This window comes from Microbispora sp. H11081, from assembly GCF_012999535.1.
Classification (GTDB): Bacteria; Actinomycetota; Actinomycetes; order Streptosporangiales; family Streptosporangiaceae; genus Microbispora.
The window spans coordinates 99,246-114,755 of the sequence record NZ_JABBWV010000001.1 but is presented as its reverse complement, the minus strand read 5'-3'; the positions used below and the strand labels follow the sequence as shown (position 1 = coordinate 114,755).

Genomic DNA, 15,510 nt, shown 5'->3' with positions numbered 1-15,510 from the left:
TACGGACCGTGTCAATGCCGAACGGCGCAAGTCTCCCAGCAATTCCCGACTGTCCATAATCGCGGGTGCCATTCACATATCTGACCTCGGCGGCTGCCGCTGTTGACTTCCCCGAGATCACGCAGCTAGCGTCGTGGACAGATTGACGAACTTGGTCCATATATGTGGACAATTAGGGGAGTGAGCGGATGCGACTCGACGGCGTTCTCTTCTTTCCGGTCACACCGTTCGGCCCGGACGGTGAAGTGGCCGAGGACGTGCTGGCCACACACGTGACGCGCGGCGTCGCCGAGGGCGCGGGCGGGGTGTTCGCCGCCTGCGGCACTGGCGAGTTCAACGCACTGGGCATCGACGAGTACGCACGGGTGGTGCGGATCGCCGTCGAGTCCACGGCCGGGCGGGCTCCCGTGCTGTCCGGCGCCGGCGGCTCGCTCCCGTTCGCCCGCGAATGCGCGCGAAGGGCCGCGGAGGCCGGCGCGGACGGCCTGCTGCTGCTGCCGCCGTACCTGGTCAGCGCGCCCCCGGAAGGACTGGTGCGCTACGTGCGCGAGGTCGCCGCCGCCACCGACCTGCCGATCGTCGTCTACCAGCGGGGCAACGCCCGCTTCACGCCCGCCGCCGCGGCCGCGCTCACCGAGATCCCCAACGTCGCCGGGTTCAAGGACGGCCTCGGCGACCTCGACGTCATGCAGCGCATCGTCCTCGCCGTCCGGGAGGCGACCGGCCGCGACTTCACGTTCTTCAACGGGCTGCCGACCGCCGAGATGACCGTGCCCGCCTACCGGGGCATCGGCGTCAGCCTGTACTCCTCCGCCGTGTTCTGCTTCCTGCCCGAGGTGGCCCTGGCCTTCCACAAGGCCGTGACCGCCGGGGACGACGACCTGGTGCGGCGCCTGCTCGCCGGCTTCTACCGCCCCCTGGTCGAACTGCGCGACCTCGTGCCCGGCTACGCCGTCTCGCTCGTCAAGGCGGGCGTCACGCTGCGCGGCCTCGACGTGGGCCGGGTGCGCCCGCCGCTGGTCGACGCGGCCCCCGAGCACGTGGCCCGGTTGGAGCGGCTGATCGCGGCCGGATTGGAGATCGTGGGATGAGGATTCGCGAGATCAACGTCACGCCGGTCGCCTTCCGCGACCCGCCGCTGCTCAACGCCGCGGGCGTCCACGAGCCGTGGGCGCTGCGCACCATCGTCGAGATCGTCACCGACGAGGGCCTGACCGGTCTCGGGGAGACGTACGGCGACCTCGACCACCTCGTGCGGGTGCGCGCCGCCGCCGAGGCGCTGATCGGCCACGACGTCTACGGGCACAACGCGATGTACGCCACCGTGGCCGGGCTCGTCGGAGCCGACGTCGTCACCGACCTGCACGGCCTCACCGGCACCTCCTCCCGGGCCAAGACCGTCGACCGGATCTTCTCCCCCTTCGAGGTCGCCTGCCTGGACATTCGCGGCAAGGCGGCGGACCGGCCCGTCGTCGACCTGCTCGGCGGCCGGGTGCGCGACGCCGTGCCGTACAGCGCGTACCTCTTCTACAAGTGGGCCGGTCATCCGGGCGCGCCGGAGGACGGCTTCGGCGCCGCGCTCGACCCCGAAGGAATCGTCGAGCAGGCCCGCCTGCTGATCGGCCGGTACGGCTTCCGCTCGATCAAGCTCAAGGGCGGCGTGTTCCCGCCCGAGCAGGAGGTCGAGGCGGTCCACGCGCTACGCGAGGCGTTCCCCGGGCATCCGCTGCGCCTCGACCCCAACGCCGTCTGGAGCGTGGAGACCTCGATCAGGGTCGGCCGCGAACTCGAAGGCGCGCTCGAATACCTGGAGGACCCCGCCGAGGGCATCGAGGGCATGGCGCGGGTCGCCGCCGAGGTGCCGATGCCGCTCGCCACGAACATGTGCGTCGTCACCCCCGAGCACCTGCCCGAGGCGGTCCGCAGGAACGCGATCGGGGTGCTGCTGGCCGACCACCACTACTGGGGCGGCCTGGTGCGTTCCGCGCACATCGCCACGCTGTGCGAGACGTTCGGGATCGAGCTGTCCATGCACAGCAACTCCCACCTCGGGATCAGCCTCGCCGCCATGACACACCTCGCCGCCGCCACCCCCTCGGTCACCCACGCCTGCGACACCCACACCCCCTGGCAGGACGGCCAGGACGTGGTCGCCCCTGGGGTCTTGCGCTTCGTGGACGGCGCGGTCCCGGTGCCGGACGGCCCGGGGCTCGGGGTGGAACTCGACCGCGACGCCCTCGCAATCATGAACGAGCAGTATGAGAAGTGCGGGGTCCGCTCCCGCGACGACACGACGTACATGCGGTCCGTCGACCCGTCCTTCTCCGCTCGGAGGCCACGCTTTTGAACGTCATCTACGCCTACCCCTGGGACATCGTCGGCGACCCCGGCGCCGCCGCCCGCCTGGCGGCTCTCGGCGTGGACGCCGTCGCGCTCGCCGCGTCCTACCACACCACCCGCGCCGCCACCCCCCGTCACCCCGCCCACCGGCTGGTCGACGCCCGGCACTCCGCCTGCTATGTGCCCGTACGGGAGGAGGCGTGGAAGGGCAACCGGCTCGTGCCCGCCACGCCGTCGTGGATGGACTCGGACGACCCGTTCGGGGAGGCCAGGGACGCCCTGCGCGCCGCCGGCCTGCCGGTCCAGGCGTGGACCGTGCTGACCCACAACACGCTGCTCGGCTCGGCCAACCCCGACCTGGTGGTCACCAACGCCTTCGGCGAGACCTACCCGTACGCGCTGTGCCCGGCGGCGGCCGACGTGCGCGACTACTGCCGCACGCTGGTCCGCGAGATCGTGGAGCTCGGCGACCCGGACGCTTTGATCCTGGAAGCGTGCGGGGCCCTCGGCTTCGCCCACGGCGGCCACCACGAGAAGACCGACGGCGCCGACTGGTCGCCCGCGCAGGTCGCGCTGCTGTCGCTGTGCTTCTGCGCGGCCTGCGTACGCCGCTATGAGACGGCCGGGCTGGACGTCGCCGAGGTCCGCGCGCGGGTGCGGGCCGGTGTCGACGGCGAGCCACGCTCGGTCGAGGACGCGCTGGGCGACCTCGCGGGCCCGATGCGCGACCTGCGCACGGGGCTCGCGGGCGAACTGCGCGGCCTGCTGCTGGCGGAGGCCAGATCGGCCCGGCCGGGGCTGAGGATCGCCCTGCACGCCAGCGCCGACCCGTGGGCGACCGGCCCGTTCGCGACCGTGCCCGAGGGGGTGGACGCCGACCTGCTCGTCGGCAACTGCTGGAACGCGCCCGAGGTGGACGAGGCCGGGCTGCGCGCCCTGGGCGAGCTCGGCCCTTCCGTGGGCGCCTACGTGCTGGCCCTTCCGCCGCGTCCGGCGGACGGCGCGGCCCTGTCGTTCCTGGCCGAGGCCTACACGGCGGCCGGCGCCACCGAGATCCACTGGTACCACGGCGGCCTGGCCTCCACCCCCCGCCTCAAAGCCCTCACCCAAGCCATCACCCCCACCCCCTAAACCCCGCCGTGATCTTGTAGTTTGTCGCACAGATGGCACCGACCTGCGGCGATTCCTTTGGTGATCTTGCAGATGAACGGCGTACACGCGTACCGACCAGGGAAAACGCCACCCGTGATCATGCAATTGCATGATCAGCGAGTCTGTTCGCCCAGGTCACGCCGTCCGCGACCTTGACAACTGCAAGATCACAAAGAGGGTATTCCCTGGTCGTCGTACACGCCTGCGACAAACTGCAAGATCACGAGGTGGATCGGGCCAGGCTGGGCCGCACTCCGCGACAAACTGCAAGATCACGCGGGGAGGGGTAGAGGGGGGATGCGGGAGAATCATGGGCATGCGGTTCGGCATCCTCGGCCCTATTGAGGCGCGGCCCGACGGCGACCGCCTCGTACCGGTCGGCGGCCCCGGGCTGCGGGCGCTGCTCGGCCTGCTGCTCCTCAACGCGGGCAAGGTCGTCACCACCGACCGCCTGATCGACGGCCTCTACGGCGCCGAGCCCCCCTCCGGGGCGACGAACGCGCTGCAGGCCCAGGTGTCCCGACTGCGCCAGCACCTCGGCGACCTGGTCGTACGGGAACCGGCGGGCTACCGGCTGGCGGTGGACCCGGACGACGTGGACGCGTGTCGTTTCGAACGGCTGGCCGCCGAGGGGCGGCGGGCGCTCGACGCGGGCGACCCGGCCCGGGCTGCGGGCCTTCTCGGCACGGCGCTCGCCCTCTGGCGCGGGCCGGCGCTGGCGGACGTGCCCGACGCGCCGTTCGCGCCCGTCCAGGCGGCCCGGCTTGAGGAACTGCGCCTGTCGGCGGCCGAGGACCTCGCCGAGGCGGGCCTCGCCCTGGGGCGGCACCGCGACCTGCTGCCCGAGCTGCAGGAACGGGTCGCCGCGCATCCGCTGCGGGAGCGCTCGCGCGGGCAGCTCATGCGCGCGTTGTACGCCGTGGGCCGCCCGGCGGAGGCGCTGACGGTCTTCGAGGACGCCCGGCGGGTCCTCGCGGGCGAGTTGGGCGCCGATCCGTCGGCCGAGTTGTCGGCCATCCACCTCGCGGTGCTGCGCGCCGACCCGGCGCTCGCCCCCGCCGCGCCGGCCGTGCGGCCGGTGCCGCTCACGTCTCTCGTCGGCCGCGAGGCGGAGCTCGAACGCGTCGGCGCGCTGCTGGCCGACGCACGGCTCGTGACGCTGACCGGCCCTGGCGGCACAGGGAAGACGCGGCTGGCGGTCGAGGCGGCCGGTCGCTGGCCTGGCGAGGTGTGCCTCGTGGAACTGGCCCCGCTCACCGACGGAGCCGACGTGCCGCAGGCCGTGCTCGGCGCGCTCGGGCTGCGGGAGAGCTCCGTGCCCGCCCCCGGCCCCGGGGCGCGGCCGAGCCCTGCAGATCCCGTCGCCCGCCTGGTGACGGCCCTGACCCTGCGGCCGGTGCTGCTCGTGCTCGACAACTGCGAGCACGTCGTGGAGGACGCGGCCCGGCTCGCCGACCGGCTGCTCGCGGCCTGCCCGGCCCTGCGCGTCCTGGCCACCGGCCGTGAGGCGCTCGGCATCACCGGCGAGCGCCTGTGTCCCGTCCCCCCGCTGCGCGTCCCGCCGCCCGGCAGCGAACCGGCCGTCGAGGACGCGCTCGCCTATCCGGCCGTACGGCTGTTCGCCGAGCGGGCGGCCGCCGTACGGCCCGGCATCGTCTTCGGGCCCGGCGACGTCGGGCACGTGCTGCGGATCTGCCGGGCGCTGGACGGGCTGCCGCTGGCGCTCGAACTGGCCGCCGCCCGGCTGCGTTCGCTGCCCCTGGCGCGGATCGCCGCCCGACTAGGAGCCGACGATCCGGAGCCGGAGGGTGACGCCCCCCGTTTCGCGCTGCTGTCGCGCGGCAGCCGTACGGCGCAGCCGCGCCACCGTACGCTGCGCGCGGTCGTCGAGTGGAGCTGGGACCTGCTCGACGAGCCCGAGCGCGCGCTCGCGCGGCGCCTGACGGTCTTCGCCGGCGGCGCGACGCTGGAGGCGGCCGAACGCGTGTGCGGCCTGCCCGACACGGACGGCGTGCTCGCCTCCCTGGTGGACAAGTCCCTCGTGGAGGTGGTGGACGACCGCTACCGGATGCTGGAGACGATCCGGGCGTTCTGCGCGGAACGGCTGGCCGAGTCCGGCGAGAGCGAGGCCACACGCAAGGCCCACTTCGCGTACGTCCTGGATCTGGCGGCCACGGCCGACCCGCACCTGCGCGGGCCGGACCAGGTCGCGTGGCTGCGCAGGCTGGACGGCGAGCGCGACAACCTGCACGCCGCGCTGCGCCGCGCCGTACGCGCCGGGGACGTGGTGCCCGCGCTGCGCCTGGTGTCGGCCGCGACCGGCTACTGGCTGCTGCGCGGGCTGCGGGGTGAGGCGGCGGGGCCGGCGGCGGAACTGCTGGGCCGGATCGGCGCCACCCCGCCCGACGGGCTTGAGGAGGAGTACGTGCTGTGCGCCTGCCTCGCCATCTGGAACGGCGCCAGCGCGCGGGCGGGCGGTCTTGACGGCCATCTCGCCGAGGCCGTACGGCTGGGGCACGCCCTGCCGCTGCCGCCCAGGCAGCCGTTCCTGCTGATCCTCTGGGCGATGATCACCGGGCCGCCGGAACGGCAGGCGCGAAGCACGCTGACAGACCAGGTCGGCCTGCTGGCGAACGACCCCTGGACGCGGACGCTGAGCCGCTACGGCGTGGCCTGCCTGACGCTGTTCGACGGCCGCCTCGACGAGGCCGAGTCGCAGATCTCCGAGGCGCTCGCCGAGTCCCGCGAGACCGGGGACATCTGGACCAGGATCATGTTCCTGTCCTCGCTGGCCGACATCGCCGACTATCGGGGCGACCACGGAAGGGTCGAGACGCTCGTCAACGAGGCGCTCGGCCTGGCCGAACGGCTGGGTGCCACGACCGACATGGCGGAGGCGCTGTGCCGCCGCGCCGGGGCGCGCATGCGCGCGGGAGACCCGGCGGCCGCGAGGGCCGACTACGAGCACGCGGCCGACCTCGCCCGGCGGATGGGCGCCCCCGAGATGCTCGCCCTGGCGCACCTCGGGCTCGGCGACCTGGCCAGGAGGGGCGGAGACGTGGCCGGGGCCCGGCGGCTGTACGAGACGGCCCTGGCCGAGTGCACGGCCGACTGGTTCACGGCCGAGGAGACCCGGTCGCGCATCTACGTCGCGCTCGGCTGGGCCGCCGAGATGTCGGGTGCGGCGGCCGAGGCGCTGGCCTGGCACCGCCGCGCACTGATGACCGGCCTCGGCGACCGGAGCCCCGCCATGGCCGCCGGCCTGGCCGAGGGCATCGCCGGAGTCTCCCTGCTGGAGGGGAACGCCGAGCGGGCCGCCTGGCTGCTGGGCGTGGGCGCGGCCCTGCGCGGCGCCCCCGCGGTGGCCGACCCCGACGTCGCCCGGGTCGCCGCCCGTTGCCGTGCCGCCCTGGGCGGCGACCCCTTCGACCGCGCGTACGCCCAGGGCAGGGCGTACGTCCAGGAGCGGATGCCGGTCGGCGGCGGCACCGCCGCGCCCGCGCTGACCGTGATCGAGGGGCACCTGTCAGCGCTCGGTGGGTGAACCGTCAGCGCCGGGACGGACGCTGCGGTCATGAACGACACCTACCGCAAGTGGGGCACGCTGGTCATCGCGTGCATGGCCATGCTCATCCTGACCATCGATCTCACCGTGCTCCACCTCGCCCTGCCGAAGCTGAGCGAGGACCTCGCGCCGTCGGGCACGGAGATGCTGTGGATCGCCGACATCTACGGTTTCGCGCTCGCCTCTCTCCTCGTCACGATGGGCAACATCAGCGACCGGATCGGGCGCAAGCGAGTGATGCTCGTCGGCCTGGCCGCGTTCGGCGTGATCTCCGTGCTCACGGCGTACGCGCCGACCGCACCGCTGCTGATCGGCGCCCGCGCGCTGCTCGGCGTGGCCGGCGCCACGATCATGCCCTCGACCCTGTCGCTGATCCGCAACGTGTTCACCGACCCGAAGGAGCGGACCACGGCCGTCGGCATCTGGAGCAGTGTCTCCGCCGTCGGCTTCGCCCTCGGCCCCATCGTCGGCGGGCTGCTGCTCGGCCACTTCTGGTGGGGGTCGGTCTTTCTGATCAATGTGCCCTTCGTCCTGGTCGTCCTGGTCGCCGGGCTGGCCGTGCTGCCGGAGTCGCGCAACCCCCGCCCCGGACGCCTCGACCTCGTCAGCGTCCCGCTGTCCGCCGTGGGCGTGCTCGGCCTGATCTACGCGCTGAAGGAGGCCGCGACCGGTGGGGTCGCCCAGGCCCAGGTGATCGTCGCGGCGGCGGCCGGCGTCGCCGCCCTGGTCGTGTTCGTACGCCGGCAGACCCGGCTGGCCGAGCCGTTGATCGACGTGGCGCTGTTCCGGCGGCGGGCGTTCGCGGCCTCGGTCGGCGCAGAACTGATCGCGATCTTCGCCATGCTCGCCATGTCGGTGGTCTTCGCGCAGTACTTCCAGCTCGTCCTGGGTTGGTCACCGCTGGTCGCCGGGCTCGCGGGTCTGCCGGGCGGCCTGGCCGGGGGCGTCGGCGGCGCCCTGGCGGGGGTGCTCGTGCACCGGTTCGGGCGCGGGCCGGTCGTGTGCGCCGGGCTGCTGCTGACCGCGACCGGGTTCGTCCTGTTCAGCCAGATCGGCACGCAGACGCCGTACGTCTACATGCTCGTCGCCATGCTCGTCCAGGGTGTGGGGATCGGCCTCTCCTTCGCCGTGACCGGCGACACACTGCTCGCCTCGGTGCCCAAGGAGCGGGCCGGCGCGGCGAGCGCGATCTCCGAGACCGCCCACGAGATGGGCGGCGCGCTCGGCATCGCCGTGCTCGGCAGTGTGCTGACCAGTGCCTACCGGAACGGCCTGGTGCTTCCCCCCGGGCTGCCCGACGGCGCGGCGGCCGAGGCCCGCGACACGCTGGCGGGGGCGCTTAAGGCCGCCGCCGCGCTGCCTGGCGACGCCGCGGGGGCCGTCGCCGGGGCGGCGCGCCAGGCGTTCGTCGGGGGGATCCACGCCACCGTGCTGACCGGCGCGGCCATCCTGGTCGTCCTCGCGGTCGCCGTCCCGTTCGCGCTGCGCGGCGTGCCCAAGGTGATCCCCGAGCCAGGTGAGGAGCCGGCGCTCGCACCATGAGGCGATCACCGGCTCTCCAGTGCATGATCACGGACCGGGAATGCGCGGGTCAGGGCGGAAAGCAGCCGGCCAGTGCAAGATCACCAAGGGTGTCCGCGCAGCTCACGGGGCATCGATGCGACAAACTACAAGATCACGGAGAGCCAGGGGTGGTGGGCGCCGTTGAAGGGGCCGGTACGCGCGCCCACGGCCTCCATCAGCCAGGCGGCCGACCGCTCCGCCTGGCGGATGATCTCCTCCGGGTACGCGTAGCGCACCTGGTGCTCGGCGAACTCGTCCTCGTCATCGAGGATCAGCCGGCCGTCCCGCATCCGGAGCACGTCGAGGTCGAGATCGGCCATGGTGATCCGGCCGTCGCCGCGGACGGGCACAGTGGTGACGTCGCAGTAGATCGCGCATCGGTTCGACCCGTCGTTGAACGTGGCCGTCCACCACGCGTGGCGGGGGAACAGCATCACGAAGGCGTTCCCCCAGACGACCGGCGGCTCGCTCCCCCGCTGTCCCACGGTGCCCGCGGGACAGCCGGCCCACACCCCGTGTTCGTCCTCGCCGAGCACCCGCGCGGGGTGATTCCAGTGCAGCGAACCGCCGTACTTGCGGTAGATGACCTTCACCTCGGACACGGGCGGGACGCTACGCCACGCCCGTCTCCGAGTACAACAGGATTGTTCCTAGACCTCGACGACCACCGGAATGATCATCGGGCGGCGGCGGTAGGTGTCGCTCACCCAGCGCCCCACCGTACGCCGGATGGTGCGGCGGATCTGCATCTCGTCGGCCACCCCCGCCGCGGCGACCTCCTGCAACGCGGCCTCTATCTGCGGGATGACCGCGTCGAACGCGTCGGGGTCTATGCCGGAGCCGCGCGCGGTGATCTCCGGTCCTCCGGTGAGCTTCCCCGTGGTGGAGTCCACCACGACGACGACGGAGATGAAGCCCTCGTCGCCCAGGATGCGCCGGTCCTTGAGCGCCACGTCGGTGATGTCGCCCACCGAGGTGCCGTCCACGAAGACGTACCCGCACGGGACCGCGCCGACGATCCGCGCCTGTCCGTCGACGAGGTCGACGACCACGCCGTCCTCGGCGATCACGATGTTCTCGCGAGGCACGCCGGTCAGCTCGGCCAGCCTCGCGTGCGCCCGCAGGTGGCGCCACTCCCCGTGCACCGGCATGAAGTTGGACGGCTTGGTGAGGTTGAGCACGTAGAGCAGTTCGCCCGCGGCGGCGTGCCCGGAGACGTGCACCCGCGCGTTGCCCTTGTGCACCACCCGCGCGCCCCAGCGGTTGAGGCCGTTGATGACCTTGCTGACCGCCGTCTCGTTGCCCGGCACCAGAGACGAGGCGAGCAGCACCGTGTCGCCCTCGGCGATCCTGATGGGGTGGTCGCGGTTGGCCATGCGCGACAGCGCCGCCATCGGCTCGCCCTGGGAGCCGGTGCAGATCAGCACCACGTCCTCCGGCGGCCGCTCCTCGATCTCCCGGGAGTCCACGAGCAGGCCCGCGGGCACCTTCAGATAACCGAGTTCACGCGCGACGCCCATGTTGCGCACCATCGACCTGCCGATGAGCGCGACCTTCCGGCCGTGCTTCTCGGCCGCGTCCATGATCTGCTGTACGCGGTGGATGTGCGAGGCGAAGCTCGCGACGATGATCCGCTTGGCGGCGCTGCGGAAGACGTCGTCGATGACCGGCGCGATCTCCCGCTCGCTGGTGACGAAGCCCGGCACCTCGGAGTTGGTGGAGTCGGACATCAACAGGTCGACGCCCTCGGCCCCGAGCCGCGCGAACGCGCCGAGGTCGGTCAGCCGCCCGTCCAGCGGAAGCTGGTCCATCTTGAAGTCGCCGGTGTGCAGCACGAGCCCGGCGGGGGTGCGGATCGCCACCGCGAGCGCGTCGGGGATCGAGTGGTTCACCGAGACGAACTCGCACTCGAACGGCCCGAACGAGCGCCGCTCACCCTCGATCACCTCGACCTTGACCGGCTGGATCCGGTGCTCGGTGAGCTTGCTCTCGACCAGCCCGAGGGTCAGCCGCGAACCGACGATCGGGATGTCCCGCCGTTCCCGCAGCAGGTACGGCACCGCGCCGATGTGATCCTCGTGGGCGTGCGTGAGCACCAGCGCCTCAATGTCGTCGAGGCGCCCGCGTATGTAGTCGAAGTCGGGCAGGATGAGATCCACGCCCGGCTGGTCCGGCTCGGGGAACAGCACGCCGCAGTCGACCACCAGCAGCCGGCCGTCGTACTCGAAGACCGCCATATTGCGGCCGATCTCGCCGAGACCGCCCAGCGCGACGATGCGCAGGCCGTGCTCCGGCGGCGGCGGAGGCGACCCCAGCTCGGGATGCGGATGACTCATGCCGCCCCCCTAGCCCCGCGCCGCTCGCCGTCGGCCCCCACGCGTCGTTCCCTACGTTCGTTTTCTGTGTACACGTCGCTCATTCGACTCCATCTGCTGATCTAATCCACAAGCTTGAGGCCCCCCGTGATGAGGTCCTCACGAAGCGCCGCGATCTGCTCCTCCGTGGCGTCCACGAGCGGTGGCCGGACGTACCCGGCGTCCTGACCCACCAGCTTCAGCGCCGCCTTGACCATGATCGCGCCTTGGGTGCGCGTCATGATCGCCGAGACCACCGGGAGGAGCTGGCGGTGGACGGCCAGTGCGTTCTCGACATCGCCGGACCGATGGGAATCGGCCATCGAGGCCAGCTCGACGCCCACCACGTGGCCCACCACGCTGACGTACCCCGCCGCGCCCACCGAAAGCCACGGCAGGTTCAGCAGGTCGTCGCCGGAGTAGAAGACGAGGTCGGTCGAGGCCATCACCTGCGAGCCCGCGAACAGGTCGCCCTTGGCGTCCTTGACGGCGGCGATGCGCGGGTGCTCGGCCAGCCGGAAAAGGGTCTCCGTCGAGATGGGCACCCCGGTGCGGCCCGGGATGTCGTAAAGCATAACCGGAAGGCCGGTCGCGTCCGCGACGGCCGTGAAGTGCCGGAGCAGGCCCTGCTGCGGAGGCTTGTTGTAGTACGGGGTCACCACCAGGAGACCGTGCGCGCCCGCGAGTTCCGCGGCCCTGGCCAACTCCACGCTGTGCCGGGTGTCGTTGGTGCCGACGCCGGCCACGACGGTGGCCCGGTCGCCCACGGCCTCGACGACCGCGCGGAGGACGCGGTCCTTCTCCTCGTCGGAGGTGGTGGGGGACTCCCCCGTCGTACCGCTGACGACCAGCCCGTCGTTGCGCTGCTCGTCCACGAGATATGCAGCGAGCCGCTGGACGCCCTCGTAGTCGACCGCTCCGTCCGAGGTGAACGGTGTGACCATCGCGGTCAGCGCGCGGCCGAAGGGGGCGTCGGAAGTTCCGGTAGGCGATGCCATAGACCGAACGGTACCCGGATCCGCAGGAGTGGTGGACCTCGCCACCCCGTTATGTCCAGTAGCGCCCACCGTGCCGTCCACAACGGAAGAGGCCGCCGATATGTGCTCGGGGGTACACACATCAGCGACCTCTAACCGGGAATCGCCGCGTCTTACGCGGACGTTACACGCCGCTGGCGAAATTTTTCCGTAAGGCCGTGTGCGACCGGCTGTGCGCCCTACGGGTGGAAGATGCCGAGGCCGTCAGGCATGGGCCGGGGACCGATCTACCGGCCGACCGGCTCAGGGCGAGCCGACCGCACACTGGCGGGACGACCGCAACGCGTACGGGCAGACCGCACGCGGATCAGTGGGCCTCACCCGAGAGCAGTCGCAGCCACAGCAACCGCATCCGGGCGGAAACGAGCCGTTCGCTCTCGCGGACCTCCACCTTCACACCCCGTTTCGTCCGCCGGATGAACATCAGCCCCCCGGCCGAACACAGCTCGTAGATCGTCGCCTTGCACTCGCAGGTATGCCGGTGCACCCGCACACGGTCGCTGCGGTTCGTGGGTTTCGACCACGCGATCTTGTAATGCCTGTCCCACGGAGGGCTGGCATGGATGCCGTGATAGGGCGGCGGGAGGGGAATATCCGCACCTGGCTGCTTATCGGCAGATGCGCCCACTTGCAGCCCTTTCAACTGGCAAAGTTGGAGTCACAGGCCATCCCCGTCACTCTCGGTCGCGCGGTGAATACGCCAAGATTTGGAAGACCCGTCACCCCCTCAGGGATGGATTGATGGCAAACTCTGATCCGGTCTACCTGCGTGTAGTCGAGGACATTCGCCGCCAGATCGTCGACGGCACGCTCCCCCCGGGCGCACCGATCCCCTCGCGACACCAGATCACCCGCAAATACAGCGTCGGAGAGACGGCCGCCCGCCACGCGCTGCGCGTGCTCGCGCAGGAAGGCCTCATCATCGGCCGCGTGGGCTCCGGGCACCGGGTGCGGGAGAAACCGATCCTGCTCCCGCTCAACCGCAGCCGCCTCCCGGAACCACACGCCGCCTTCGCCAGCGACATGCAGGCGGGCGGGCGACAACCCAGCTGGAGCTGGCGCAGCGAGCTCGCCGACGCTCCTCCCGACATCGCCCGCCGGTTGCGCATCGGCGACTGCAGCCCGGTGATCAGGACCCGCTACGTCTTCCGCGGCGACGGACGCCCCGCGCAGTTGCTCACGACGTACGAACCGGTCGAACCAGGGCAGAGCCAGGCACCCGAGGAAGGCACGTACGAACGCAGGAGCGCGGCCTTCCGGCTCGCGGCGAGCGGTCTTCCGCTCACCGAGATCAGCGAGACGGTGCACGTCCGCGTCCCTCAGCCGACCGAGAGCGACCTGCTGGAGCTGCCCGCCGGCGTCCAGGTGCTCCAGATCGAGCGCACCTACTGGGCCGGGGATCGCCCGGTGGAGACCAGCGACGCCGTGGTGCCCGGCGACAGGTTCCGCCTGGTCTACGGCATTCCCAGCCTCCTCTGACTGTCGGTGCCCACTGGTACAACCGATCCGGATCCCCCATCCGGAGGTGCCGACGATGCGCGTCAAGGACATGCCCCTGGCCGACCAGCCGCGTGAGCGGCTGCTGGCGTCCGGAGCCGCGGCGCTCGCGGACAGGGAGTTGCTCGCCCTGCTGCTCGGCTCGGGCAGCAGGGGCGTGAGCGCCGTCGACCTCGCCTCCCAGGTCATCGCCCACTGCGGCGACCTCGGCGAGCTGGCCAGGTCCGAGGCCCATCGGCTGCTCGCCGTCCCCGGTGTGGGTCCCGCCAAGGCCGCGCGCGTGGCGGCCGCGTTCCATCTCGTACGGCGGGCCCAGGCGGAGCCGGAGCGAAGCCGGATCACCTGCTCGGCCGACATCGCTTCGGCTGCCGCTCCCCTGCTGCACGGGCAGCCGCGCGAGCGGCTCGTCGTGGTCGTGTGCGACGGCCGCGGCGCCGTGCTCCGCCGGACCGTGGTGACCGAGGGCGGCAGCGACCACACTCCCGCGCCCGTCCGCGACATCGTCACCACCGTCCTCCTGTCCGGCGGGGCCGCCTTCGGCCTCGCCCACAACCACCCGAGCGGATCGCTCGACCCCAGCCCCGCCGACGTCGAGGTCACGGCCCGCCTCCACGAGGCCGCCGACACCGTCGGCCTCCGCTTCCTCGACCACGTGATCGTCACCGACACCGCCTGGCGCCGAGTGCCGCACGATGAGTAGCAGCGCCGTCACTATAAGTCCTCTCGTCGCCTCCGGTCTACCACCCGTATCTACCACCGCTTTAAGATGTTGCATTTTGTGCGAGCATGTCTGTTTCGGTCTATGGTTTGACCGTGCTCGACCGAGATGGCCCCGTACCCGTCTACAAGCAGATCGCCGAGATCCTTCGAGAGCGCATCCACAGCGGCGACCTGGCCCCCGGCAACCCGATGCCGAGCGAGGCGCAACTCGAGGCCGAGTACGGCATAGCGAGGACGACGGCCCGCCGGGTGGCGCGGGAGCTACGCGAGCAGGGTCTCGTCTACACGGTTCAGGGCGAGGGCACCTTCGTCGGCGATCAGGCCGCTCCGCGCGTGCGCCGCAAGAAACCCCTCTACCAGGAGATCGCCGAAGAGGTCGCGCAGCGCATCCGGCGCCAGGAGTTCAAGCCGAACCGCGCCATCCCCAGCGAGAAGGCGCTCATGGAGCAGTACGGCGTGGCCAAGGTCACCGTGCGACTGGCCGTCGGATACCTACGGGACCAGGGCTACGTCTTCACCGTCCCCCATCGCGGCACTTATGTGTCGTCTCCGGACGACTGGCCGCAGGACTGACGACGCGCTCGACAGAAGACGCGTCGCGTCGGCCGTTCCCGCTCCCGACGCGAGTGCGCGCTTGAGCGCACCGCTCCGGGGGCGATGGACCCGGGCGACGGAAACCCGACGCACAGGGGTCGCGATTTCACCGTGCGTGATCACCTCCGCGTCCCTATCCTGTCGGGCATGCCAGAGACCGAGGAACGCATCGACGCCGTAGAGCGGGAGATCGCCGGCATCAGGAGCGATGTCCGGCTGCAGAACGCAATGCTGATCAAGTGCGGCGAGCAGATGAGCGATCTGCGCGTTGGTCAGCACGAACTACAGAAGGGACAGGACGAGCTCTACACCATCACCACCGAGCTGCGTACCGGCCAGGACGAGCTGCGCAGGGGACAAGACGAGCTCCGCAAGGGTCAGGACGAGCTGCGCAGTATCACGGATGACCTGCGCAGGGGACAGGACGACCTGCGCACCATCACGGAAGACCTGCGCAAGGGACAGGACGACCTGCGCACCATCACGGAAGACCTGCGCAAGGGACAGGACGACCTGCGCGCCGACACGGCCGCGATCCGCCAGACCCTGGAAGAGTTCCGCGGCGCTTTCGCCGTCGTGCTGGACGAGATCCAGATCCAGAAGGCGTGGCGGGAAGAGTTCTCCGACAAACTGGCTCGTGTCGTCGCCAAGAGCGAGGGCCTCGACGCGTAGCCGCGAACGCCGGGCG

At 71.5% G+C, this 15,510-nt stretch carries 13 protein-coding genes; 9 read left to right on the top strand and 4 right to left on the bottom strand.

From position 1 onward, the window contains the following. Window positions 1–188 precede the first annotated feature (188 nt). The 5 genes from HHX31_RS00495 (at window position 189) to HHX31_RS00475 (ending at window position 8,599) form a co-directional block, all read left to right on the top strand. Window positions 189–1,091, top strand: a complete 903-nt coding sequence (locus tag HHX31_RS00495; protein WP_169943994.1) for a 5-dehydro-4-deoxyglucarate dehydratase — start codon at window positions 189–191, stop codon at window positions 1,089–1,091. Beyond that, complete coding sequence (locus HHX31_RS00490; RefSeq protein ID WP_169943992.1) at window positions 1,088–2,347, top strand: glucarate dehydratase family protein; 1,260 nt, start codon at window positions 1,088–1,090, stop codon at window positions 2,345–2,347. The genes HHX31_RS00495 and HHX31_RS00490 overlap by 4 nt, the downstream gene beginning before the upstream one ends. After that, on the top strand, window positions 2,344–3,471 hold the full coding sequence (locus HHX31_RS00485) for a hypothetical protein (protein ID WP_169943990.1): 1,128 nt from the start codon (window positions 2,344–2,346) through the stop codon (window positions 3,469–3,471). The genes HHX31_RS00490 and HHX31_RS00485 overlap by 4 nt, the downstream gene beginning before the upstream one ends. A 337-nt stretch (window positions 3,472–3,808) precedes the next feature. After that, entirely contained in the window at window positions 3,809–7,036 is a 3,228-nt protein-coding gene (locus HHX31_RS00480) for a BTAD domain-containing putative transcriptional regulator (protein WP_169943989.1), read from the top strand. 30 nt (window positions 7,037–7,066) lie between these two features. Next, the gene (locus tag HHX31_RS00475; protein ID WP_169943987.1) at window positions 7,067–8,599 is read left to right on the top strand and encodes a DHA2 family efflux MFS transporter permease subunit; all 1,533 of its coding nucleotides are present in this window, start codon (window positions 7,067–7,069) and stop codon (window positions 8,597–8,599) included. Window positions 8,600–8,724: 125 nt separating this feature from the next. On the opposite strand, the gene HHX31_RS00470 is transcribed toward HHX31_RS00475, so the two are convergent. The 4 genes from HHX31_RS00470 to HHX31_RS33975 all read right to left on the bottom strand — a co-directional run bounded on the left by HHX31_RS00470 (window position 8,725) and on the right by HHX31_RS33975 (window position 12,498). Further along, window positions 8,725–9,222, bottom strand: a complete 498-nt coding sequence (locus HHX31_RS00470; RefSeq protein WP_169943985.1) for a DUF402 domain-containing protein — start codon at window positions 9,220–9,222, stop codon at window positions 8,725–8,727. Window positions 9,223–9,270: 48 nt separating this feature from the next. Beyond that, window positions 9,271–10,956: a ribonuclease J gene (locus tag HHX31_RS00465; RefSeq protein ID WP_169943983.1), complete on the bottom strand. Its 1,686-nt coding sequence runs from the start codon at window positions 10,954–10,956 to the stop codon at window positions 9,271–9,273. Between the two features lie 101 nt (window positions 10,957–11,057). Continuing rightward, on the bottom strand, window positions 11,058–11,972 hold the full coding sequence (dapA, locus tag HHX31_RS00460) for a 4-hydroxy-tetrahydrodipicolinate synthase (RefSeq protein WP_169943981.1): 915 nt from the start codon (window positions 11,970–11,972) through the stop codon (window positions 11,058–11,060). A gap of 346 nt (window positions 11,973–12,318) precedes the next feature. Next, a complete protein-coding gene (locus HHX31_RS33975) occupies window positions 12,319–12,498 on the bottom strand; it encodes a hypothetical protein (protein ID WP_249345312.1) in 180 nt (59 codons plus the stop codon). Window positions 12,499–12,752: 254 nt separating this feature from the next. Here HHX31_RS33975 and HHX31_RS00450 point away from each other — a divergent pair, with 254 nt between their 5' ends. The 4 genes from HHX31_RS00450 to HHX31_RS00435 all read left to right on the top strand — a co-directional run bounded on the left by HHX31_RS00450 (window position 12,753) and on the right by HHX31_RS00435 (window position 15,494). Continuing rightward, the gene (locus HHX31_RS00450) at window positions 12,753–13,490 is read left to right on the top strand and encodes a GntR family transcriptional regulator (protein ID WP_169943979.1); all 738 of its coding nucleotides are present in this window, start codon (window positions 12,753–12,755) and stop codon (window positions 13,488–13,490) included. Window positions 13,491–13,545: 55 nt separating this feature from the next. Next, window positions 13,546–14,208 carry a RadC family protein gene (locus HHX31_RS00445; RefSeq protein WP_169943978.1) on the top strand — a complete coding sequence of 221 codons (663 nt, stop codon included), beginning with the start codon at window positions 13,546–13,548 and terminating at the stop codon, window positions 14,206–14,208. 113 nt (window positions 14,209–14,321) lie between these two features. Then, window positions 14,322–14,801: a GntR family transcriptional regulator gene (locus HHX31_RS00440; RefSeq protein WP_311930952.1), complete on the top strand. Its 480-nt coding sequence runs from the start codon at window positions 14,322–14,324 to the stop codon at window positions 14,799–14,801. A gap of 168 nt (window positions 14,802–14,969) precedes the next feature. Then, on the top strand, window positions 14,970–15,494 hold the full coding sequence (locus HHX31_RS00435) for a hypothetical protein (RefSeq protein WP_169943976.1): 525 nt from the start codon (window positions 14,970–14,972) through the stop codon (window positions 15,492–15,494). Window positions 15,495–15,510 lie beyond the last annotated feature (16 nt).